23 protein-coding genes and 1 tRNA gene are annotated in these 21,089 nt (G+C 54.5%); 5 read left to right on the top strand and 19 right to left on the bottom strand.

What is annotated here, in order from left to right; translation table 11 throughout:
* Positions 1–137: 137 nt before the first annotated feature.
* From RB620_RS21045 to RB620_RS21010, 8 genes are all read right to left on the bottom strand, one after another.
* The gene (locus RB620_RS21045) at positions 138–854 is read right to left on the bottom strand and encodes a hypothetical protein (protein WP_308097731.1); all 717 of its coding nucleotides are present in this window, start codon (positions 852–854) and stop codon (positions 138–140) included.
* Between the two features lie 165 nt (positions 855–1,019).
* The gene (locus RB620_RS21040) at positions 1,020–2,306 is read right to left on the bottom strand and encodes an adenylosuccinate synthase (RefSeq protein WP_308097730.1); all 1,287 of its coding nucleotides are present in this window, start codon (positions 2,304–2,306) and stop codon (positions 1,020–1,022) included.
* A 394-nt stretch (positions 2,307–2,700) separates the two neighbouring features.
* Positions 2,701–4,062 carry a replicative DNA helicase gene (gene dnaB, locus RB620_RS21035; protein WP_308097727.1) on the bottom strand — a complete coding sequence of 454 codons (1,362 nt, stop codon included), beginning with the start codon at positions 4,060–4,062 and terminating at the stop codon, positions 2,701–2,703.
* Positions 4,063–4,110: 48 nt separating this feature from the next.
* Complete coding sequence (rplI, locus tag RB620_RS21030) at positions 4,111–4,554, bottom strand: 50S ribosomal protein L9 (RefSeq protein WP_308097725.1); 444 nt, start codon at positions 4,552–4,554, stop codon at positions 4,111–4,113.
* Entirely contained in the window at positions 4,551–6,512 is a 1,962-nt protein-coding gene (locus RB620_RS21025; RefSeq protein ID WP_308097723.1) for a DHH family phosphoesterase, read from the bottom strand. The genes rplI and RB620_RS21025 overlap by 4 nt, the downstream gene beginning before the upstream one ends.
* Positions 6,513–6,531: 19 nt before the next feature.
* Positions 6,532–7,437, bottom strand: coding sequence for a DUF2232 domain-containing protein (locus RB620_RS21020; RefSeq protein WP_374121442.1), 906 nt, complete (start codon positions 7,435–7,437; stop codon positions 6,532–6,534).
* A 147-nt stretch (positions 7,438–7,584) separates the two neighbouring features.
* Positions 7,585–7,995 (bottom strand): CBS domain-containing protein, encoded by a 411-nt coding sequence (locus tag RB620_RS21015; RefSeq protein ID WP_308097720.1) that lies wholly within the window; start codon positions 7,993–7,995, stop codon positions 7,585–7,587.
* A gap of 7 nt (positions 7,996–8,002) precedes the next feature.
* Positions 8,003–9,055: an LCP family protein gene (locus RB620_RS21010; protein WP_308097719.1), complete on the bottom strand. Its 1,053-nt coding sequence runs from the start codon at positions 9,053–9,055 to the stop codon at positions 8,003–8,005.
* 233 nt (positions 9,056–9,288) lie between these two features.
* On the opposite strand from RB620_RS21010, the gene RB620_RS21005 reads away from it, so the two are divergent.
* Positions 9,289–9,642: a DUF4870 domain-containing protein gene (locus tag RB620_RS21005; RefSeq protein ID WP_308097718.1), complete on the top strand. Its 354-nt coding sequence runs from the start codon at positions 9,289–9,291 to the stop codon at positions 9,640–9,642.
* A gap of 64 nt (positions 9,643–9,706) precedes the next feature.
* On the opposite strand, the gene mnhG is transcribed toward RB620_RS21005, so the two are convergent.
* Genes mnhG through RB620_RS20975 form a run of 6 tightly spaced genes read right to left on the bottom strand, consistent with a single transcriptional unit; the run spans position 9,707 to position 15,391 of the window.
* Positions 9,707–10,072: a monovalent cation/H(+) antiporter subunit G gene (mnhG, locus tag RB620_RS21000; protein ID WP_308097803.1), complete on the bottom strand. Its 366-nt coding sequence runs from the start codon at positions 10,070–10,072 to the stop codon at positions 9,707–9,709.
* Positions 10,073–10,076: 4 nt separating this feature from the next.
* A complete protein-coding gene (locus RB620_RS20995; protein WP_308097716.1) occupies positions 10,077–10,361 on the bottom strand; it encodes a Na(+)/H(+) antiporter subunit F1 in 285 nt (94 codons plus the stop codon).
* Positions 10,358–10,693, bottom strand: coding sequence for a Na+/H+ antiporter subunit E (locus RB620_RS20990; RefSeq protein ID WP_308097714.1), 336 nt, complete (start codon positions 10,691–10,693; stop codon positions 10,358–10,360). Before RB620_RS20990 ends, RB620_RS20995 begins: the two co-directional genes overlap by 4 nt.
* A gap of 6 nt (positions 10,694–10,699) precedes the next feature.
* Complete coding sequence (locus RB620_RS20985; protein ID WP_308097712.1) at positions 10,700–12,178, bottom strand: Na+/H+ antiporter subunit D; 1,479 nt, start codon at positions 12,176–12,178, stop codon at positions 10,700–10,702.
* Complete coding sequence (locus RB620_RS20980; protein ID WP_308097710.1) at positions 12,171–12,509, bottom strand: Na(+)/H(+) antiporter subunit C; 339 nt, start codon at positions 12,507–12,509, stop codon at positions 12,171–12,173. The genes RB620_RS20985 and RB620_RS20980 overlap by 8 nt, the downstream gene beginning before the upstream one ends.
* 2 nt (positions 12,510–12,511) lie before the next feature.
* Positions 12,512–15,391 carry a Na+/H+ antiporter subunit A gene (locus RB620_RS20975; protein WP_308097708.1) on the bottom strand — a complete coding sequence of 960 codons (2,880 nt, stop codon included), beginning with the start codon at positions 15,389–15,391 and terminating at the stop codon, positions 12,512–12,514.
* A gap of 320 nt (positions 15,392–15,711) precedes the next feature.
* On the opposite strand from RB620_RS20975, the gene RB620_RS20970 reads away from it, so the two are divergent.
* From RB620_RS20970 to RB620_RS20960, 3 genes are all read left to right on the top strand, one after another.
* Positions 15,712–15,969, top strand: coding sequence for a hypothetical protein (locus RB620_RS20970; RefSeq protein ID WP_308097706.1), 258 nt, complete (start codon positions 15,712–15,714; stop codon positions 15,967–15,969).
* Positions 15,970–16,056: 87 nt separating this feature from the next.
* Positions 16,057–16,719, top strand: coding sequence for a potassium channel family protein (locus RB620_RS20965; protein WP_308097704.1), 663 nt, complete (start codon positions 16,057–16,059; stop codon positions 16,717–16,719).
* Positions 16,706–18,097: a TrkH family potassium uptake protein gene (locus tag RB620_RS20960; RefSeq protein WP_308097702.1), complete on the top strand. Its 1,392-nt coding sequence runs from the start codon at positions 16,706–16,708 to the stop codon at positions 18,095–18,097. The genes RB620_RS20965 and RB620_RS20960 overlap by 14 nt, the downstream gene beginning before the upstream one ends.
* 151 nt (positions 18,098–18,248) lie before the next feature.
* Here the strand turns inward: RB620_RS20960 and rpsR are convergent, their stop codons facing one another.
* Genes rpsR through rpsF form a run of 3 tightly spaced genes read right to left on the bottom strand, consistent with a single transcriptional unit; the run spans position 18,249 to position 19,430 of the window.
* Positions 18,249–18,533, bottom strand: coding sequence for a 30S ribosomal protein S18 (gene rpsR, locus RB620_RS20955; protein WP_068681551.1), 285 nt, complete (start codon positions 18,531–18,533; stop codon positions 18,249–18,251).
* 27 nt (positions 18,534–18,560) lie between these two features.
* Positions 18,561–19,109 (bottom strand): single-stranded DNA-binding protein, encoded by a 549-nt coding sequence (ssb, locus tag RB620_RS20950; RefSeq protein ID WP_308097700.1) that lies wholly within the window; start codon positions 19,107–19,109, stop codon positions 18,561–18,563.
* 36 nt (positions 19,110–19,145) lie between these two features.
* On the bottom strand, positions 19,146–19,430 hold the full coding sequence (gene rpsF, locus RB620_RS20945; protein ID WP_108994426.1) for a 30S ribosomal protein S6: 285 nt from the start codon (positions 19,428–19,430) through the stop codon (positions 19,146–19,148).
* Positions 19,431–19,672: 242 nt separating this feature from the next.
* Here rpsF and RB620_RS20940 point away from each other — a divergent pair, with 242 nt between their 5' ends.
* The gene (locus tag RB620_RS20940; protein ID WP_308097697.1) at positions 19,673–19,855 is read left to right on the top strand and encodes a YjzC family protein; all 183 of its coding nucleotides are present in this window, start codon (positions 19,673–19,675) and stop codon (positions 19,853–19,855) included.
* Between the two features lie 287 nt (positions 19,856–20,142).
* Here RB620_RS20940 and RB620_RS20935 read toward each other — a convergent pair whose 3' ends face one another.
* Positions 20,143–20,853: an ankyrin repeat domain-containing protein gene (locus RB620_RS20935; protein WP_308097696.1), complete on the bottom strand. Its 711-nt coding sequence runs from the start codon at positions 20,851–20,853 to the stop codon at positions 20,143–20,145.
* 93 nt (positions 20,854–20,946) lie between these two features.
* Positions 20,947–21,037, bottom strand: a tRNA-Ser gene (locus RB620_RS20930).
* Positions 21,038–21,089: the final 52 nt, after the last annotated feature.

Genomic DNA, 21,089 nt, shown 5'->3' with positions numbered 1-21,089 from the left:
CTCCTTTTCGCATCGCTTCTGAGAGATTTGTGTGTTCCGACAATGAAAAAAAAGGCGAATGTTCCCGTCGGATCACTCGCCTAATACTTTAACACAAGCCTAACAAAAGGGGCAACCGTTGCCATCATAACGTAATATTAATATTTTTTCAGAATATCCATCATACTCTCGTATTCTTCCTTGTCGAGATGCTGTGCCATAATCTGTTGAATGTTGGTCAATTCCTGTTCCGTAAGCCCTTCTTCCATATAGGCGGAGATCTGCTGCATCGATTCCTGAGGCAGCTTCGTCAACAGCATTTCGAACAGTTTGTTCTTGTCTTCCTCGCTCATCTTATCCTTCGTCTCCGTCAATTCGCCTTCCGTGACCGCCGTCTCCGTACCATCGATCCCGCCGGTTCCTTCCGTACCGCCCGCTTCTCCGTTCGTTCCGGCGCCCGCAACGCCTTCCTGCACTTCCGTACCGCCCCCTGGCGCTTCCGCTCCTCCGCCTGCCTCGCTGCCTCCGCCTATGCCGATATCCGTCAGCGGCGGCTGCTCGGTCTGGCCGAATGCCTCCTCCGCATCGGGCTCCGCCTTGTTGCCCGCTCCATCGGCTGAACCGTTGCCCTTATCCGGCGCATTCCCCTCGTCTTCGTCGACGGTCGCGCCGCCAGTCATAAGCGGGTCGGAGCCCCACAGCTTGCCCCATACGCCCGACATCGCCATCGGGGGGACTTCGATCGGCAGCTCGAATTGCTTGAGCACCGATTCGACGTAGCTCGTCACGATATATCCCGTCGTCCATATCGACAAGAAGCTGATGATCAATCCCGCGGCCACCAGCTTCGCGATCCACGCAATTCCTCTTAACATATCCCTCAACTCCCATCATGATTGCAGGGCAAACCTACCCTCGTAAGCAATCGCCGTTATCTATCATTATGGTCAAGGTTGAGAGAGGACATTCTCTTAGGCGAAAAAAAGAGCCATCGGCGAGAGCGTCTTACACTCCGGCCAATGGCTCGTATGTCATTTTTCCTATTCGTAGATCGGACGAACCGGGTTCGTCTGCTCGCGGTTGCGGCCGACCGAGAAGATCGCGATCGGGATGCCCGTCAGTTCAGAGATGCGGTTTAGGTAGCTAAGCGTATTCGCGGGCAGATCCTCCAACTTCTTCGCGCCCGAGATATCCTCGCTCCAGCCCGGGTATTCCTCGTATACCGCTTCGCATTCCGCCAGCGTCTTCAGGCTTGCCGGGTAATGCTCGATAATTTCTCCGCGGTATTTGTAGCCCGTGCAGATCTTCACCGTGTCCAGCCCCGTCAATACGTCAAGCGAATTGAGGGACAGGCCCGTAATGCCGCTAACACGGCGCGCGTGGCGGACGACGACCGTGTCGAACCAGCCTACGCGGCGTGGACGGCCCGTGACCGTGCCGTACTCATGGCCTTTGTCGCGGATCAGTTGGCCGATCTCGTTATCTTGCTCCGTCGGGAACGGACCGTCGCCTACGCGTGTCGTGTACGCTTTGGCTACGCCGATGACTTGCTGGATCTTGGATGGGCCTACGCCGGATCCGATACATACGCCGCCGGCCGAAGGGTTGGAGGACGTAACGAACGGATACGTGCCTTGGTCGATGTCGAGCATGACGCCTTGCGCGCCTTCGAACAGCACTTTCTTGCCTTCGTCGATCGCGTCGTTCAGCACGACGGACGTGTCCGTCACGTACGGACGAAGCACTTCCGCGTAACCAAGGTAGTCTTTGACGATCCCGTCCGCGTCAAGCGGTTCTCCGCCGTACACTTGCTTGATCAGGTTGTTCTTCTCGACAATAACGCTGCGCACGCGTGCTTCGAACTCCTCGGCGTCCATTAGGTCGCTGATCCGGATGCCGTTGCGCGCCGCTTTGTCCATGTAGCAAGGACCGATTCCCTTGCGCGTCGTGCCGATCTTGTTGTCGCCCTTGCGGTCTTCCTCGAGCGCGTCGAGTACCAGGTGATACGGCATGATGACATGCGCGCGGTCGCTGATCTTCAGATTCGTCGTCGAGAAACCGTTATCGTGAATATAGTTAATTTCGTCGATCAGCGCCGATGGATTAATTACCATGCCATTGCCGATGACGCAAGTTTTATCGTGATTGAAAATACCGGATGGAATCATCGTTAATTTGTACTTCTTATTGTCGATGAGAATGGTGTGCCCGGCGTTGTTTCCTCCTTGGTAACGAGCAACAACGTCGGCTCCCTCTGCCAGGAAGTCGGTGATTTTGCCTTTCCCTTCGTCTCCCCACTGCGTACCGACAACAACAACCGTAGACATAATCATACCCCCGTCCGATGCGCATAGACATCGAAAATTACCGTCATTCGGCGGCCGCAAAAAGCCATAAATTCGAGTTAAAAAAATCCGGTTTTCAGCACCAAGAAGGTTGGACGAAGCCGAGAACTGAGGAGCGGAGCGTAGTGGAGCTACGTGAGCACCTGCAATGTTTCCGGAGGAAACATACTTCGAAAGCATACGCTTGTTCCGGCTGAGTTCAAGATTCGAAGTCGAATAAGCTTCTTGTTAAGCTTCGTGATCAAAAGCGGCTTTTTTGAACATCCTCTATTGCGGCAATAGCCAGAAGACAGCATTATTAGTTTAGCAGTCAGCCTATCAGAAGTCAAACGAAAAACGAACAATTGCGCAGGTGTCTACACAATTGTTCGGATATTTACGATGCTTGCGACGGATCCTGATGGGTCCGATCCAAGTTGACGAATTTATTGAAGTTTTTGAGGAAAACCAGCTCGACCGTGCCGACCGGCCCGTTCCGCTGCTTGGCGAGAATAATCTCGATAATGTTTTTCTTCTCGGATTCCTTATCGTAGTAATCGTCCCGGTAAAGGAACGCGACGATATCGGCATCCTGCTCGATGGAACCGGATTCCCGAAGGTCGGACATCATCGGCCGCTTGTCTTGGCGCTGCTCAACACCCCGGCTAAGCTGGGACAACGCGATCACGGGCACTTCAAGCTCGCGCGCGATCATCTTCAGCGTACGGGAAATCTCCGATACTTCCTGCTGGCGGTTCTCGCCGGCTTTGCCCCGGCCTTGAATGAGCTGCAGGTAATCGATCAGGATCATGCCAAGCCCGCGCTCCTTCTTCAGCCTCCGGCACTTCGCGCGGATGTCGGCCACCGTAATGCCCGGCGTGTCGTCGATGAAAATCTGGGCTTCCGACAAGGCGCCGATCGCCATCGTGAGCTTCTCCCAGTCGTCGCCCTCCAAGCTGCCGGTCCGCATCCGCGTCGCGTCGACGTTCGCCTCGGCGCAGATAATCCGCTGCACGAGCTGCGCCGCGGACATCTCGAGCGAGAAGATCGCGACGGTTTCCTTCGCTCTCACGCCCACGTTCTGGGCGACGTTAAGCGCGAAGGCTGTCTTGCCCACGGAAGGCCGCGCCGCGACGATGATCAGATCGCTTCGCTGGAAGCCGGCCGTCATCTTGTCGAGATCGACGAAGCCCGACGGAATGCCCGTCGTTCCGCCTTTGTTCGTATAGAGGAACTCGACCTTCTCGAATACTTCCATCAACACGTCCCGGATGGAGATGAAGCCGCTGCTGGAGCGGCGGTTCGATATTTCGAGAATCTTCTTCTCGGCGTCGCTAAGAAGGACACCCACGTCTTCCGCATTAGCATACCCATCCGACACGATATTAGTAGCCGTGCGGATCAGCCTGCGGAGCATCGATTTCTCTTCGACGATCTGCGCGTAATAATCGACGTTGGCGGCTGTCGGCACCGCATTGGCCAGCTTGGCCAAATAACTGACGCCGCCAATCTCCTCGAGCAGGCCCTGATCCTGAAGATGCGCCGTAAGGGTCACGAGGTCGACCGGCTGGTTATTCTCGCCTAGCTCTATCATCGCTTCGTAGATGCGGCCGTGGCTGCTGCTGTAGAAGTCTTCGCTGCGTACCCGTTCCATCGCGGTGATGAGCGCTTCCGGCTGGATCAGGATCGCCCCGATGACAGCCTGCTCAGCCTCCATATTCTGCGGTGGAACCCGGTCGAACATCAATTCCGTACTCATCTAGCGCTTCTCCTTTCAATCATGGCGGACCATGATGGTTATGCGGGACTATTCTTCCGAAGTCTGCACGTTCAGCTTCGCCTTTACTTCCGGATGAAGCTTCACCGGCACTTGCGTCACGCCGAGCGTGCGGATCGGATCGTCCATCTCGATCTTGCGCTTATCGATCTTCACGCCAAGCGCGGCCAGCGCTTCGGCAACTTGCTTGCTCGTTACGGCGCCGAATAGGCGGCCGCCTTCGCCCGCTTTCGCTTTTACGACGACTGTCGTCTCTTCCAGCTTCTTGGCCAGCGCCTGCGCGTCTTCCTTCTCCTTCGCCTTGCGCTTCACTTCCGATGCGTTCTGAACCTCCAGTGTCTTCAAGTTTCCGTCGGACGCGAGCTTCGCGAGACCTTTCGGCAGCAAGAAGTTGCGCACGTATCCTTCGGACAGCTCTTTTACCTCGCCCTTTTTCCCTTGACCCTTCACGTCTTGCAGGAAGATTACTTTCATTCGAATAACCCCTCTTCCGATTCAATTTGTTCGAGTACCTGCTTCAGCTTGCCGGCAACTTCGTAGACCGTGCCTTCCATCTGCGCCGCCGCGTTGGTCAGATGGCCGCCTCCGCCCATCCGTTCCATGACGACTTGAACGTTCATGCCGCCGAGCGAGCGGGCGCTAATGCCGATGAGGCCGTCCGGCCGCTCGCCGATGACGAACGAAGCCAGAATGTCGGTCATGTTGAGCAGCGTATCCGCCGATTTCGCGATGAGCAGCTGCGAATTGCGTATGCCCTGTTCGACGACGGCGATCGCGACATGGTCGTACAGCACTTCCGCGTGTTTGATAATTTCGGCCTTGCTTACGTATCCTTCAAGATCCTCTTGCAGCATGCGCTGAATGACCATCGGGTCCGCGCCGCCCCGCCGCAGGAACGAAGCCGCTTCGAACGTCCTCGCTCCCGTCCGCATCGAGAAGCTCTTTGTGTCTACCGTAATGCCGGCGAGAAGCGCCGTCGCTTCACGGACATCCAGTCCGACGCGTTCGTGGATATATTGCAACAGCTCGGTGACGAGCTCGCAAGTCGAAGACGCGTACGGTTCCATATAGACGAGAATGGCATTATTGATAAATTCCTCGCCTCTGCGATGATGGTCGATGACGACGATCCGCTCGGTCAGCGAAAGCAGCTTCGGCTCCTTCACCAAAGATGCCTTATGCGTATCGACGACAACGGCCAGCGACTGAGGCGTCATGAGCGAGAGCGCCTGCTCCGGCGAGATGAACCGCTTCGACAGCTTCTCCTCTTCACGCAGCAGCTCCATCAGCTTCTCGATTGAAGGATTGACGCCTTCCAGCACAATGTATGCTTCCTTCCCGAACAGCTGGGCGGCCTTTAGCACGCCTACCGCCGCGCCTATCGCGTCCATGTCAGGGAACTTGTGACCCATAATGATAATATTGTGGCTCTCGCGCATCAGATCCCGCAGCGCATGCGCCACGACCCTCGCCCTTACGCGCGTGCGTTTCTCGACGGCGTTCGTCTTACCGCCGTAGAACGATTGCCGGCCGGCAACCTTAACGGCCGCCTGATCTCCGCCTCGGCCGAGCGCGATGTCGAGGCTTGTATGCGCCCATTGCCCAAGTTCCGTAATCTGTTCGGCCCCGGCGGCGAATCCGATGCTGAGCGTGACCGGTATTTTCTGATCACCCGTCATCTCCCTTACCTCGTCCAGAATGACGAACCGGGAATGCTCAAGCTGGCGGAGCGTCTTATGATCCGTAATAAGCAGGAACCGGTCCGACGTGAGCCTTTTCAAATAGATCTTGTATTGCTGCGCCCACTCCGTAATTTCCGTCGTGACCTTCGCAAGCAGCGAGCTTCGCTGGTGATCGTCAAGACCCTGGGTCACTTCCTCCAAGTTGTCGATCATGACGACGCCGAGCGACAGCTTCTCGTCCTCGTACTTGCGGCTAAGCTGCCAGAGCTCGGTGATGTTCTTGACGTACAGGATTCTATCCTTCGGACGGAAGATCAGCTGGTACATCTGCGAGCCGACCGCCGCTTCGATGATGCCCTCTCGATCCTTGGCATGCTGCAGCGTCGGGAACAGCTCCGTCAGCGGCACGCCGATGACGTTCTCCCGTTCGAAAATCTTCGCGATGTATGGATTATGCCATTCCACGGTACGTTCTTCATGATAGAGAATGATGCCGAACGGCAGCTCGCTGATGACATCGTTGCCGCTTTTCTTCACGCGGTAGGACAACGTGCCCAGATACGTCTTAAGATCCTTGCGGAACGCCCGCTCCGCGAAGTAACTATAAACGCCGACCCCGATCGCGAGGATGAAGCCGGCAAGTCCGGCCGCCCAGTGGAACCAGGCCAGCACGGCTGAGAGAGTGACGAGCACAGCGAGCGCCGCAACATGGTGCATGCCGTGCCATCTCGTTACAAGAAACTTGGGCATAATGCGAATCGCTCCTGTGCTAGTGTGATTTAGTGAACGCCTTCCGGATCGGGAAGGCGGTATCCAGAACGCCAATCAAGCTAAGCGGCGGAATCAGCAGCACAGGGATGGCAATGAGAACGGGAACCGCCCTATTCCAATCGCGATGATGCGCAATATAGAAGAAGAAACCGATCGCTTGAATCGCGAACACGTAACTGAGGAGCGGCACGAGATTCATGAGCGCGACGGCCAGGAACGATTCGCTGGTGCTATTCATGAACAGGTCCAGCACATAAGCGATCAAATAATAGATGACTAACACACGCGGAAGCCGCCAATCCTTCGCTTTGGCGAACGCAGGCACGTCCAGCCCGTTTCGGATTACCACTCTTCTCGCGACGTAATGCGACAATACCGCGTACACATAAGCCAGCACGATAAACGTGAGCGGAATCATGTTAATAATGGTCGAGATCAGCAATTCCGTATGCTCGGGGCTCCACTCCGTTGCTAGCGCGCTCTGCGCCATGACGCTGTCGAACGTATCGCGGATGGTCGTGCTCATCGCATCCAGCAGCGATAGGTCAAGCACAAGCTCAAACACGAGCAGCTCCAGCATGAGCTGAGCCAGAATAATGACGCCAACGACCCGGATAACCTTGGCCGCGGGCGTCTGCTTGCGGTACAAGTGGCCCATCACGATGGCGGGCACCAGGAAGAACAAGCCGATAATCAGCACCGCGGGACCCGCGATGAGCGCCGCGGCGATCCAGACCGGGAGCACGTGCAAGACGAAGGCTCCTCTGGACAGCGTCGAATAGAGGACGACGTACGGAACCATTATGAACAGCAGCGCGGGCAAGTTTAGTACGGGTACAGCCAAGAGCAATAGCAGCAGGAGCGCCGCTCCGCTCCATAACAAGGGTTTGAGCCCAGTTTTCAATCCGTTCACCTCTTACGACTTCGTTTCGTTACCCGGTATCAGGCATTCACAACCCATTATAGCACAAAAGCTTCTTCTCGCACGCATCCCGTCCATGCCAACATTTGCGTCCTATATCTCAAGAAAAAAAACTGTCCCGGGAGCTTACTAGCTCCGCTGGGACAGTCCCTTCTGGCAATAATCAATGATTTCGCTTCTTCGTACAATGCCGATAAAATGATTGCGGTCGTCCACGACGGGGACGAAGTTCTGCGCCTTCGCCAGCGAGATCATATCGTCCATGTTGGCGTCGATATTGACCGCGCGGTTCGTGACCCGAAGCGGCACCTCGCTCAGCTTCACTTTATTCGTGCTCTCGAACGTAAGATCCGGCCTGCTCTTCATGAACCATAGCAGGTCGCCTTCGGTTACCGTACCGTAGTAGCTTCCGTCGGCATGAAGAATCGGGACCGCGGAAAACCGGTGGAACTCCATCCGCTCGAGCGCTTGCCGCAGCGTGGTGTCATGCGTCAGGCATACGACCTCTTGCTTCGGCAGCAGGAAAAACGCGATATTCATGTTTCGTTCACTCCGTTCTATTCGTCGCCGCCGCGCTGGATAGCGACTCTACCTCCTTCTCCTCTTGCATCGTATATTTCGGAGGGAGGATCAGGCTGGCGGACGGCGTATCGGCATCCAGCCAATTGTGGATCATCGTCTGTACTTGCGCCAAATCTTCTTCATCGACGAAATAATACCAAGCCCCGCCGTTATTCAGACGCCCGCCTTGGCCCAGCATCGTATGGCTGTACATCGTCAGGTCTCCTTTCGTCAGCATGGCTTGCGACATGTCGATCAGGGCGCTCGGCATCATGTCCGTGCTGAAGTTCTCTCCCATGATGTCGATCAGGGAAGGAATCTTGCTCCACTGCTTCATGCTTGTCGCCTTTTCTATAATAGCATGAAGGAACTGCTGATGTCGCTCCGTTCGGTTCATGTCGCCGCCAGCGTCTTCCCGGTACCGCACGAAGTTCAGCGCGTCCTTGCCGTCATACAGATCCTGACCGCCCTCAATGACGAACTTCTCGTGCCCGTAATCGTCGTTGACCATGTCCTCTTCGATCGGAAGCGCAATGCCGCCCATCGCGTCGATGACGTCGCGGAAACCTTCGAAGTTGACCGACGCGTAATGATTAACCGGTGCATCCAGCAGCTCTTCTACCGTATCCATGGTCATTCCCGCTCCGCCGAAGGCGTACGCATGGTTGATCTTGTCCTCGCGATCCTTGCCGACAATCTCGACGTACAAGTCGCGCGGAATCGACACGAGCAGCATTTTGCCATCCGCAGGGCGCACGACCGAATAGATCATCGTATCCGAACGTCCCACCTCGTTATCGCGCTGATCGACGCCCAGCAGCAGCATCGAGAACGGCTCTTCCTTCTTCAGGTCGAGACCGACAGGCTTCGGCTGGCGGCCTTCCGCCGGCTTGTACGTCGTCTCCAGCTTCTTCTCGAGCGAATCCTGCACGAACCAGTCGAAGCCGGCCATCGCCAGCGTCTCCCGATTGAGGTAAGCCGCGGCCAGCAGGACGACCGCGATGATTCCAATTGCGTATAACCGTTTATGTTTTTTCATAATCTCCACTCTCCATCTTTTTTCCCGTCTATCTGTCTATCGGCAGCTCCTTCCCCATTGTAGACGAAAGGAACTAGCCAGGGGTTACAAACCCGTGACAAAACTTTATCCCAATTGTGGAAAAATGTCGCACAAGACGAACCTTTCTTATATTTTTAAAAAAGGTCTATTGCGCTCCGGAATCGAATACAATTCTTGCAACACTATGTCCAAGAGAGGGTGAATCGTCCGCCATGCAACCGGTACAAGTGAATCCGGATCCGTCTTCCACAGGTTTGGACCCCAAAGTAGCAGGCCTGCTATGTTACTCGCTTTGCTTCATTACAGGAATCATTTTCCTCGTCATCGAGAAACAAAGCCGATTCGTGAAGTTCCATGCGATGCAATCCACCGCCGTATTCGTCGTTCTGCTCGTTCTGAACTTCATTCTCGGCATTATCCCGATTATCGGTTTAATTGTCCCGCTGATTATTACGCCCCTTACCTTCATTCTCTGGATCGCGCTCATGCTGCTGGCCCTGCAAGGGAAGATGTTCAAGCTTCCGTTCATCGGTGATTGGGCAGAGGATCAAGCCAGAAAGTTTTAATCCTCCAAAAAAAGGGGCTGCCTGACGTCTCGCCGACGCCGGGCAGCCCCTTCTATTTGGCCGATCAGGTGTTCATCTGCTTGATCTCTTCTAGCCGCTCGCGCTTCACTTCCTTCTTCAAATCGTCGCGAACGCTTCCCTTCCAAAGCGATACGCCCGAACGATACGCCGCACGCGCGTTCAGGTGACCGGCAACCGGCGATGTCAGGAATACAAAGAAGATGCCAAGCAGCAGCTTGATGCTGACATGATCCTCGAACAGCCAGAAGTAGACGAACGCTCCCAGGAGAACAAGGAACACGCCTAACGTCGCGCTTTTCGTGGCCGCGTGGGAACGAAGGTACACATCTGGGAGCCGAATGAGCCCGAAAGCGCTGATGGCCGAAACAAGCGCTCCGAGCAGCACCAACACGCCGATGATTATCCCCATGATATTATCGATCGTCTCCGGATTCAATGACGACCCCCCTCTCGATATATCTGGCGAATGCCGTCGTTCCAATAAACGTCAGGATACCAATGACCAAGATGATGTCGAGATAGGCTTGCGTTCCGGTCACCATGCCGATGACGGCAATGATCGACAACAGCAGAACACCGATCGTGTCCAGCGCCGTTATGCGGTCCGAGATGGACGGGCCGAGCAGCAGCCGGTACAAGCAGCCCAGCACCGCAAGCGACAACAGAATAAGGGAAGCCCACAGCAGCGTCTGCATCATCTCGTCACCTCCATGATCGCCCGCTCGAACGATCCTTTGATCTGTGCCGCAAGCCCTTCCGCGTCATCGATATCGATCGCGTGAATATACAAGGTTCGACCGTCGCCGGACACGTCGAGCGTCATCGTGCCCGGCGTCAGGCAGATGAGGCAGGACAGCAAAGTAATTTCGAAGTCCGTCTTCAGTTCCGTATCCAGCTTGAAGATGCCGGGGCGGATGTTCAGCTTCGGATTCATCACCAGCTGCAGAACAGCTACGCTGGACACGAGCAGCTCCTTCATGAACAGGGCGAACAGCTTCACTGCCGCCCACGATTTTCTGATCCCTCTCAATCGCCTCTACTCCTTCAGCACCGCATTCACGTAGATCGACGGATCCAGCAGCGTACGACCCGCCTGCTCGGCGAACCCGTATACCCACTCCGAACCCAGCCCCATTGCGACAACGACCGCCAGCAGCCCAGCCGCAGGCAGCATCAGGCTTGCCCTTCTTGTCTCTGCGGCATCAGGCATCGTTTTTTCTTCTCCCCAGAAAGCACCGATGAAAAGTCGTACCAACGAGTACAGCACGATGAAGCTGGTCGCAAGCGAGATGGCCGCAAGCGCGTATTGCTCACCCGCAAGACCGCCCCGGACGATCAACAGCTTGCCCGCGAAGCCGCTCAGCGGCGGAATGCCGGCGACCGCCAGCGCCGTTGCGAAGAACATCCAGCCGAGCAGCGGATTCCGTTTCATCAAGCCGTCCATCTCGGACAGCTTATTCGTGCCCGCCGCGGTGATAATCAAACCGCCCAAAATGAAGAGCAGCGCTTTGGCGAACATATCGTGCACCAAATAAAAGACGGCTCCTTCCAACGAATCCCGGTTAGCCGTCGACAAGCCGAAGGCGATAAAACCGACGCTGATGATGACGTTGTAATTCAAGATGCGCGGTATATCCTTGTACGCAAGCGCACCGAAGGCGCCTAGCACCATTGTCGCTCCCGCCATCCAGGCGATCCAGCCATGCGTGGCGTTCGGGTCTTGATGGAAGATCAGCGTGAAGGTTCGGATGAGCGCGTACAGCCCGACCTTCGTCAGCAGCGCGGCGAAGATCGCCGTGACCGCCGCCGGCGGCGCGCCGTAGGATCCCGGCAGCCAGAAGAACAGGAACAGCCCCGCTTTAAGCGCGAACACGATCAGGAACAGGACCGCGATGACGTTCAGAATGCCTCCTTGTCCCGCTTCCGTTACGCGAACGGACAGATCGGCCATATTCAGCGTTCCCGTCACGCCATAGAGATACGCGACGGCAGCGACGAACAGCGCGGATGAAATAACGTTCATAAGCACATATTTGAGCGTTTCTCTCAACTGCAGTCCCGTTCCTCCGAGCACGAGCAGCGCGTAGGAGGCGACCAGCATCACCTCGAAGCAGACGAATAGGTTGAATATATCCCCCGTCAGGAACGAACCGCTTACTCCGACAAGCAGGAATTGCAATAATGGATAGTAGTAATAACTCTCCCTCTCCTCGCCGATGCTGGAGAAAGAGAAAAATACGATGAACGCGCCGATGGCGGATGCGGCCAACACGAGCAGCGCAGCCAGCATATCCCCCACGAATACGATGCCGTACGGAGGCACCCAACCGCTCATATACAGGGTTTGGATGCCCTCCCGTTTCACTTGCGCGACGATGTGGACGGCTACCGCAACGTTTCCAAGGCTGCTCGCCCCGCTTACCCATCGTTGCCAACGAATATGCCGTTTCAACAGGACGAGCAATACCGCCGTGAACAACGGGACGAGCAGCGGCATGACGAGCCAATTATTCATTCTCGCCCCCCCTTAGCTGCTCCATGTCGTCGGTTCCAAGCTTTTGGTAAGCTTTGTACGCGAGCACGAGCAAGAATGACGTCACGCCGAAGCTGATGACGATCGAGGTCAGGATTAACGCTTGCGGCAGCGGATCCACGTACGCGCCCGCCTTCTCTCCGAGCAGCGGGGGAGCGCCCGATTTCAGTCTCGACATCGTGAGCAGCAGCAGATGTACGCCATGCGTCAGGAACGATGTGCCGAGCACGATTCGGAGCAAGCTCTTCGATAGAATCAGATAGACGCCGACCGTGAACAGCACGCCGATCGCCAAGGACATATACAGCTCCATCGTTACTTATCCCCCCCAATCGTGAAAATAATCGTCGATGCGACGCCGATCACCGTCAAATAGACGCCAAGGTCGAACAGCGTCGCCGTCGCCAGCTCCAGCTCCCCGATGAGCGGAATTTCGAAGTAATCGAACGTATGGCTGAGGAACGGAGCGTCGAACAAGAACGATCCCGTTCCGGTGAGCAAGGCAATCGCTATGCCTGCCGCCGTCAGCTTTTTGAAGTCGATCGGTATCATCCGGTGCAATCGATCCATGCCGAAAGACATCGCCATAAGAAGAAGCGCCCCCGATGCCATCAGCGCTCCGATGAACCCTCCGCCCGGATGATGGTGTCCCATGTAGAACAAGTACAGCGAGTATAACAGGATCAAGATGATTGCTAGCTTGGCGATCGTTCGCAGAATAACGTCGTTGCTCCGGATGCCCGCATAGACGTCATACTTCATCTCGGAAGAGCTTGGCGGCCGCAGACCCTCTTCTTCGTCCCCCTTGAGCTTCAGCTTGATCAGTGAATAGATGCCGTACGACGCGATGCCGAGCACGATGATCTCCAGCATCGTATCGAATCCGCGAAAATCGACGAGAATGACGTTGACGACGTTTTTGCCGCCGGCCAGCTTGTAGCTATTTTCCAGGAAATAATGCGAAATCGACTCGAACGACCGGCTGCTGGTCGCGCTTAACGCAATCAACGTCATCACCGTGCCGACCGAAACCGCAATAAGCAGATTCCATAGCTTGAAGGGCAGTTTGACGACTTCCTTTTTCAACTTAGGAAGATGGTAGAAGCATAACAAGAACAGCGCAACGGACACCGTTTCCACGATCATCTGGGTAAGCGCCAGATCCGGCGCCCGGAAGATGACGAAGAATAGTGTGACCATATACCCGGACATCCCCGTCAGAATGATCGCGATGAGCCGGGAGTACGTGAACGGAACGGCCAGCGTCGACAGCATTAGCGCGATGATAATCACGACTTCGTAGAACGAGGTGTCCGCGAACCCAGCTGCATCAAACGCAAATCCCCCCTCCATGAACAGCATAGTCCCCAGCGACAACACGATGAATACGAAAATATAAATCAGATAATGACGAATCGAGCCCGTCATGTACGTTCTCGTCAGCCGGTTGGAGCCAGCATCCAGCATGCGCAATCCTTTGTCGTACATGCCGTTCAGCGATGCCCGCTTCAGCAGCGGCCGGCTCAGCCATCCGGCGCGGCGGTGCATGGCGAACAAGGCGATGCCCGCCGCGGCAACGGCCATCGTCATATACAATTCCGTCGTCCAGCCATGCCAGAGATGGATCGATACGCTAAATTGCTCGTTCGGCAGCAGTCCGCTCGGATGAACCGCCGCCATCGCGGGTTCGATAATCGAATAAGACAGCAGATTCGGGAAGAGGCCGAATACGACGACGAGCGAAGCGAGCACGACCGGAGGCAACAACAATCCAAGCGTCGCCTCATGCGGCTGCTTCTCCAGCTTCCCGAATTGCGGTTTCCCGCCGAACGTGCGGAAGACGAGCAGCAAGCTGTACGCGAACGTGAAGACGCTGGCTGCCCACGCGACGATCGGAAACAGCGCCCCCCAGGTGTTCATGCCGGCCAGGTTCATTTCACGTATGTTCAGCAGCGCCGTAAAAAACATCTCCTTGCTCAGAAACCCATTGAACGGTGGAATCCCCGCCATCGAGAAGGTTCCGATGATCGCAATCGTGAAGGTGATCGGCATAATGGCCATCAGCCCGCCGAGCTTGCGGATATCCCGCGTGCCGGTCTCATGGTCGACGATGCCGACCGTCATGAACAACGCTCCTTTGAAGGTTGCATGATTGATCATGTGGAAGATGGCCGCCGTCGTTGCTTTCGTGAAGAACAGATATTGGTTCGTGCCCGTATAGAACGCCGCAGCCGATCCGAATCCGAACAAGCTCATGATGAGGCCCAATTGGCTGATCGTCGAGAATGCGAGCATCGCCTTCAGGTCGGTCTGCTTCATCGCCCGGTATGAGCCGTAGACGAGCGTCAAGATACCGATGCCCGATACCGTCCATAGCCAGATGGATTGTCCCGCGAACACCGGACTGAGCCGGGCGACCAGATAGATGCCCGCCTTCACCATCGTCGCCGAATGGAGATAGGCGCTGATCGGTGTCGGCGCTTCCATCGCGTCCGGCAGCCAAATATGGAACGGGAACTGCGCCGACTTCGTGAACGCTCCGAGCAGGATGAGCAGCATCGCCGGCACGAACAAATCATGTGCCGCAATCCCGGATGCGTCGCCTATCAGCTCCCTGATACTGAACGTGCCGGAGATGACGTAAAGCAGCACGAAACCCGCGAACATCGCAAGACCTCCGCCGACGGTAATGACCATCGACTTGAGCGCCCCGTACCTGGATCTCTCGCGTTTATCCCAGAAGGCGATCAACAGGAACGACGAAATGCTGGTCAGCTCCCAGAAGCCGTACAATACCATCACGTTATCGGATAAGACCAGCCCCAGCATCGCGCCCATAAACAACATGAGATAAACATAAAAGTTCTGAAGCTTCTCTTTACGCTTATCCAAGTAATAGATCGAATAGAGGATCACGAGCGCGCCGATGCCTGTAATCATCAAGCCGAACAGCAAGCCTAGCCCATCGACGTATACGGTAAAGTCAATGCCGAGCGATGGGATCCACGGGATGGAGCCTTGCAAGAATTCCCCTTCCTTCACCGCAGGAATGCAGCTTAGCAGATAAGCGAATAACATGGCCGGCAGCGGAAGCATCAGCCAGCCCATATGAATACGGTTTATCCCTTTATTCAAGAGCGGTCCGCACAAAGTGAAAAGAAAAGGCAAAATAATAACGATATGAATAGCAGACACACTCGATCCTCCTTGATCCGTCTATCTCCCTTAGTATGGCCAAGGCACACTTCGCTAATGCCAGCTTATGGGAGTTATGCTCATACTCTCGCGTCAACTTCAAACCGCCAGTCACCGAAAAAAGGCAAAAAGAGCCCGCGTTGGCAGGCTCCTCCGATTGTTGCATCATATGAAATTCGGAATACGTACAAGGCTTTCTCCGTCCTCAAAATCACATCCATTATAGCCCGGAGGAGTCATTTTTGTCAAAATTCCGGCTTGCTTTCCGAATGAAATGACCGCGGTAAGGGGATTACTCTAATCTATAAGGAGTGATTGCCATGCAGCTGCGTTCCAAATGGCTGATCTGCGCGCTTCTCTTTAGTTTCATGCTGGCTTCAGGGTCTTGGCTGAACCGCATGATTCAAGAGAATCGAAGCCATTACGTCATGAAGTCGCCTGTTCCCGGCGGTTCTTACCGGAACTATTCTTCTCTCGATTCCGTCGAATCAGGTCAGCTTCGTACCCCCTATCTCCCCCGGGAATACGTAAAGATCGTAAACCGCGAGCGAAGTCCCTTGAATCCCTTTGACAAATAACCAATTGTTCCCTATCATGTTACACAGTTCATCTATAGCAAAAGTTTCAGGGACGATACTCTTGAATTCAAGATAGGATGTGAGCTCTTGAAAAAACAATTTATGGTGATCGGACTCGGGCGATTCGGATCCAGCTTGACTCGCACGCTCGTCAGCAACGGGCACGAGGTGCTTGCGGTCGACAAGAACGAACAGCTCGTCCAAGAGATGGCGCCGATTGCGACTCACGCCCTGCAGGCTGATTGCACCGACGAATCCGTGCTTCGCGAGCTTGGCGCCAGCAACTTCACCCATGCGGTCGTAGCGATCGGAGATGACTTGCAAGCTAGCATTTTGACGACATTGCTCTTGAAAGAATTAAAGGTCCCGAAGGTAACGGCCAAAGCGCGCAACGAAATGCACGGCAACGTGCTCAACAAGATCGGCGCGGATCATGTCATTTACCCGGAGCGCGATATGGGCATACGCCTCGGCAATCAGCTCAGTTCGGACAATCTGATCGATTACATTGAGCTTTCGCCCGACTATAATCTAGCGGAAATCGCAGCTCCTCCCGCCATGAATGGGTTGTCTCTGAAAGAATTGAATATTCGCGCCCGTTACGGCTGCACGATCATGGCCATTAAGACGGGTGACCGCATTAATGTTTCACCGAAAGCGGAAGACGCCATCCAAACTGGAGACGTGTTGCTTATTATCGGCAGCAACGACGATATTCGGGAGCTAGAGAACGATTATGAACGTGCTTAGACGCCCTAGGCAATCGGATCTGCCGATTCTAGAACGAGTCATTAACCGATTAAAAAACAATATTAGTCCGCCGCAGCTGATTACGATCGTCTTCTTCGGACTTATTTGGGTTGGGGCGATTCTGCTCAGTATGCCGTTCTCCTCGAGCAACGGCAAGTCCGTCGGGCTGCTCGACGCGCTGTTCACCTCCGTATCGGCCGTGTGCGTGAACGGACTTGTCGTCGTGGACACCGGCTCGACTTACTCGTTAGCGGGACAAATCATTATTATGTGTCTAATTCAGGTCGGAGGCATCGGCTTCATGACCCTGGGAGTCATGGTTGCCATCTTGCTTGGCAAGAAGATCGGACTCAAGCAGCGGCTCATCATTCAGCAGACGACACAGTCAACGTCCGCTCGAGGTTTGGTCCGGTTATCGCTTTACATGGTTCTAATCGTTTTCGTATTCGAATCGATCGCCACGCTCATTCTGACGCTTCATTGGGAAAGCGAACTGGGACTCGGGCGCGCCGCTTATTATGCCTTGTTCCATTCCGTCTCGGCTTTCAATAATGCGGGATTCGCGTTATGGCCCGATAGCCTGAGCCGATTCGTAGGCGATCCGGTTGTCAACATCACCATGATTCTGTTGTTTATCATAGGCGGTCTCGGGTATATCGTCATTCTCGATGTTCTCCGGAAGCGTTCATGGCGGAAGCTGGCGCTGCACTCGAAGGTTGTCCTGGTCTCGTCGGCCGTTCTTATCATCGTAGGTTTCCTTCTCATCCTTCTGCTGGAGAGTTGGAATCACCACACCTTCGGCAACCTCTCGACAGGAGAGCGTATTCTGGCCGCGCTCTTCCAGAGCACGACGCCGCGAAGCGTAGGTTATAATACGATCGATATCGGTAGCATGCTGGCCGTTTCCCAGTTCATCATCATTATACTCATGTTCATCGGCGCGGCATCGGGCGGCACGGGTGGCGGTATCAAAACGAATACGCTCGTCATACTCATCCTGTCGACCATCCAGACGTTCAGAGGCGGCGGGCAAATCCATGCCTATGGACGACGTATCTCGCCAGAGTCCGTCATGCGCGCGCTTGCAGTCGTCATGGCGGCGTTAGCTTTCGTTTTGTTCGTCACGCTGGTGCTTACGATTACGGAAGACGTAGCGAAGGACAACTTCCTTGCAGTGCTGTTCGAAGCGACCTCCGCCTTTAGTACGACCGGATTATCGACGGGGCTCACCGGCGAGTTGACCGACGCGGGAAAAATCATCGTTTCGATTACGATGTTCATCGGCCGGTTAGGCCCTCTTACGCTCGCCTATGCGTTGTCGCAGAAAAAACAAACGTCCAAAATCGGCTATCCCGAGGATCATATCCTTGTTGGTTGATCTCGGTCATTCTTAAACCAACAAGGGCTGCTAAGCGGCAGGTCGGGTATGACCTCGCTAAGCAGCCCTTTTTACTTACGAGCCTATTCTGCGTTACGTATAAAAAAAGAGCCTTCCGAGGAAGGCCCTTCTTTCTTGCCGCTTGCACAAACTATTCAGTCGTGTAAGGCAGCAATGCGATCTGACGGGAACGTTTAATCGCAATCGTCAGCAAGCGTTGGTATTTCGCGCTTGTGCCAGTTACGCGGCGTGGCAAGATTTTGCCGCGCTCGCTAATAAACTTCTTAAGCAGATCCGTGTCTTTATAGTCAATGTGAGTAATTTTGTTCACAGTGAAGAAACAAACTTTACGACGTTTGTTGCGTCCGCCTTTACGTCCGCTGAACTTACGCTCTGGACGCTCGTCGCCGCCGTTCTCTCTTGGTTTGAAAGCCATGGTGTACATCCTCCTTATCGTTCAAAATTAAAATGGCAAATCATCTTCGGAAATGTCGATTGGACGTCCGTCATCCTTGAACGGATCGCTGTTGCCGCCGTCGTTACGCGATCCACCCGAACGGCTTCCGCCGCCATAGGATGAGCCACCGCCGCCGCCAGCGTTGCTTCCTCCACCATATCCGCCACCCGAATTGCCGCCGCCATATCCACCGCCGCCGCCTTCTTCACGCGGAGCTCCGCCTTCGCGATTGGACTCCAAGAACCGGACATTGTCTGCAATAACTTCCGTTACATACACACGTTTTCCTTCGTTGTTCTCGTAGTTCCGTACTTGAATGCGACCCTCAACCGCCGTTAGACGGCCTTTGCGTAAATAGTTAGCGCAGGTTTCTGCCAGCTGGCGCCAAGTGACGACTGGAATGAAATCCGCTTCGCGCTCGCGCTCTCCGCCTTGACCAGACGAGAATGGCCGGTCTACTGCCAGCGTGAATTGCGTGACCGCAACCCCTGCAGGCGTATAACGAAGCTCAGGATCTCTCGTCAATCTGCCAATCAGTATGACACGGTTCAACATCTCATCGACCTCCCATATCCCATGCGTGGACTAGTCTTAAGCTACGTCTCTGACGATCAACGAACGAATAACTTCGTCTTGGATCTTCATGATACGGTCAAGTTCATTCACAACTTCAGTCGTTGCGTTGAAATGTACCAGTACGAAGTACCCATCACGAAGCTTGTTGATCTCATACGCAAGACGGCGTTTGCCGATCACATCAGACTTAGTGACCTCTCCGCCATTGGAGATGATGCCATTAAATTTTTCGACGAGAGCTTGAACGTTTTCTTGCTCGACGTCTGGACGAATGATGTACATCACTTCATATTTGCGCATAGTGTTTCACCTCCTTTTGGACTAACGGCCCCACGAATGGAGCAAGGAACGAGCCTTGGGCTCGCATCTCTATACTATATCAAATTTGACTTGCCATGACAAGTGTCCATTCCGATCCACCGTTATCTGCTAATCATGCGAATCATCGCGACGGACCATACTAAACCATGGACATGCATGTACCCTTGATCCCCGCATGCCATGGCCAACCGATTATTCATCTAACGGAGGTGCGAAAAAGCATGGGCGAGTTTACCATATTTAATCAAGGCGACAGAGCGCCGAACGACGGTACCTATATAGAGACTGGCGTTAATTCCTACCACATGGGTATCCAGCATCCGAAGAAGGTACAGCTGCATAAAGGCGAGCGATTCCCGGAAAATACGAACCATGAACGCAAGTGGATCCGAATGCCAAAATGACGTTCTAAACATTTTTTTAAGTTATTGTGAATAACACGCTCGAATCCGGGCATCATAATTATCGACGGTGCAAGAGAGGTGTAGTTCCATTGGACCAACAGGTGCAAGGATCTGAAGGAGAGTATTTCATCCACTACTCGTAAAGCGAGGGGTTGTGCTAAAGACTACGGTCCGTAACCACCACATTTCGTTCATGACTTGAAGTGAGACAGGATACACGACGTTACCAATCTAAAAACACCGTCAAAGCAAGAGGGCTCCTCATCAAAAGGAGCCCTCTTCTTGCTTTATTGGATCGATTCCAGCCACCGGATCAATTCGTCTGCTTCGCTTCGTCGCGCCGCATCCAGCGGAGTCAGCTTGTCATATCCGACCCAATGGATATCGGCACCGTGCCCGAGCAGGAATTCCGCCGTATTCCTCTGTCCCCCATGGCAAGCCAGCCAGAACGCCTGCGTGATCTCTTCTTGCGTCGGTTTGCCGTTTTCCGCGAAGTACGTTTGAATAAATTCCAATCTGCCTAAGGCTGCGGCATTCCACAGCTTCATGGCGGCTCCGCGCTCGACGAGCCGGTTCGCTGCATCCCACTGTCCGAACGCTACCGCATCGTCTAACGGCGTTCCGCCGCCGATAACCGCTCCATCCGCATCGATCTCCGCGCCGACATCGAGCAATGCGTCCAACACCTCGACGCTGTTCGAGCTCGCAGCCCAATGGAGAGGCGTTTCCGAATGGGTTCCCCCGAACCTGGCATTTACGTCTGCCCCTGCTTCAATTAATACCTTTGCCATCGATGCGCCATTGGGAACGTCCGCAGGCCAATCCGTCAGAATATGCAGCAACGAACGTATGCCACTGCTGCTTATTCCCTTTGTTTCAATTACTGCCGTCGCTAGCCCCTCATGCTCTTGGAGCAGCTTGGACAAGCGCTCTGGATCGCCTGACCGTATCGCACCGACAACCTCAATCGCCAATGGTTCCTTATTCATAAGTTTCATATAAGAAGCACCCCTCTTCTAACGAATGGGTCATGTATAAAATCAAAAAACTCTCCTACATCATTCTGTAGAAGAGTCTCAATTAAAATGTTATGGCGGAGAAGGTGGGATTCGAACCCACGCACGCTTTGACACGCCTAGCTGATTTCGAGTCAGCCCCCTTGGGCCTCTTGGGTACCTCTCCGCGTATAGGTGACACAAGAAAGATTGTACCACAGACACATCTATTCATGCAA

It is taken from the genome of Paenibacillus sp. LHD-117, from assembly GCF_030929555.1.
Taxonomy (GTDB): Bacteria; Bacillota; Bacilli; order Paenibacillales; family Paenibacillaceae; genus Pristimantibacillus.
Note: the sequence above shows the minus strand (reverse complement) of the source record. Positions and strands in the feature narration are given on the sequence as shown.

Excerpts from the sequence above, each read along its gene's own strand:
- RB620_RS21045 (WP_308097731.1), bottom strand. The coding sequence starts at position 854 with ATGTTAAGAGGAATTGCGTGGATCGCGAAGCTGGTGGCCGCGGGATTG.
- RB620_RS21040 (WP_308097730.1), bottom strand. The coding sequence starts at position 2,306 with ATGTCTACGGTTGTTGTTGTCGGTACGCAGTGGGGAGACGAAGGGAAA.
- dnaB (WP_308097727.1), bottom strand. The coding sequence starts at position 4,062 with ATGAGTACGGAATTGATGTTCGACCGGGTTCCACCGCAGAATATGGAG.
- rplI (WP_308097725.1), bottom strand. The coding sequence starts at position 4,554 with ATGAAAGTAATCTTCCTGCAAGACGTGAAGGGTCAAGGGAAAAAGGGC.
- RB620_RS21025 (WP_308097723.1), bottom strand. The coding sequence starts at position 6,512 with ATGCCCAAGTTTCTTGTAACGAGATGGCACGGCATGCACCATGTTGCG.
- RB620_RS21015 (WP_308097720.1), bottom strand. The coding sequence starts at position 7,995 with ATGAATATCGCGTTTTTCCTGCTGCCGAAGCAAGAGGTCGTATGCCTG.
- RB620_RS21010 (WP_308097719.1), bottom strand. The coding sequence starts at position 9,055 with ATGAAAAAACATAAACGGTTATACGCAATTGGAATCATCGCGGTCGTC.
- RB620_RS21005 (WP_308097718.1), top strand. The coding sequence starts at position 9,289 with ATGCAACCGGTACAAGTGAATCCGGATCCGTCTTCCACAGGTTTGGAC.
- mnhG (WP_308097803.1), bottom strand. The coding sequence starts at position 10,072 with ATGGGGATAATCATCGGCGTGTTGGTGCTGCTCGGAGCGCTTGTTTCG.
- RB620_RS20995 (WP_308097716.1), bottom strand. The coding sequence starts at position 10,361 with ATGATGCAGACGCTGCTGTGGGCTTCCCTTATTCTGTTGTCGCTTGCG.
- RB620_RS20985 (WP_308097712.1), bottom strand. The coding sequence starts at position 12,178 with ATGAATAATTGGCTCGTCATGCCGCTGCTCGTCCCGTTGTTCACGGCG.
- RB620_RS20980 (WP_308097710.1), bottom strand. The coding sequence starts at position 12,509 with ATGGAGCTGTATATGTCCTTGGCGATCGGCGTGCTGTTCACGGTCGGC.
- RB620_RS20970 (WP_308097706.1), top strand. The coding sequence starts at position 15,712 with ATGCAGCTGCGTTCCAAATGGCTGATCTGCGCGCTTCTCTTTAGTTTC.
- RB620_RS20960 (WP_308097702.1), top strand. The coding sequence starts at position 16,706 with ATGAACGTGCTTAGACGCCCTAGGCAATCGGATCTGCCGATTCTAGAA.
- rpsR (WP_068681551.1), bottom strand. The coding sequence starts at position 18,533 with ATGGCTTTCAAACCAAGAGAGAACGGCGGCGACGAGCGTCCAGAGCGT.
- ssb (WP_308097700.1), bottom strand. The coding sequence starts at position 19,109 with ATGTTGAACCGTGTCATACTGATTGGCAGATTGACGAGAGATCCTGAG.
- rpsF (WP_108994426.1), bottom strand. The coding sequence starts at position 19,430 with ATGCGCAAATATGAAGTGATGTACATCATTCGTCCAGACGTCGAGCAA.
- RB620_RS20940 (WP_308097697.1), top strand. The coding sequence starts at position 19,673 with ATGGGCGAGTTTACCATATTTAATCAAGGCGACAGAGCGCCGAACGAC.
- RB620_RS20935 (WP_308097696.1), bottom strand. The coding sequence starts at position 20,853 with ATGAAACTTATGAATAAGGAACCATTGGCGATTGAGGTTGTCGGTGCG.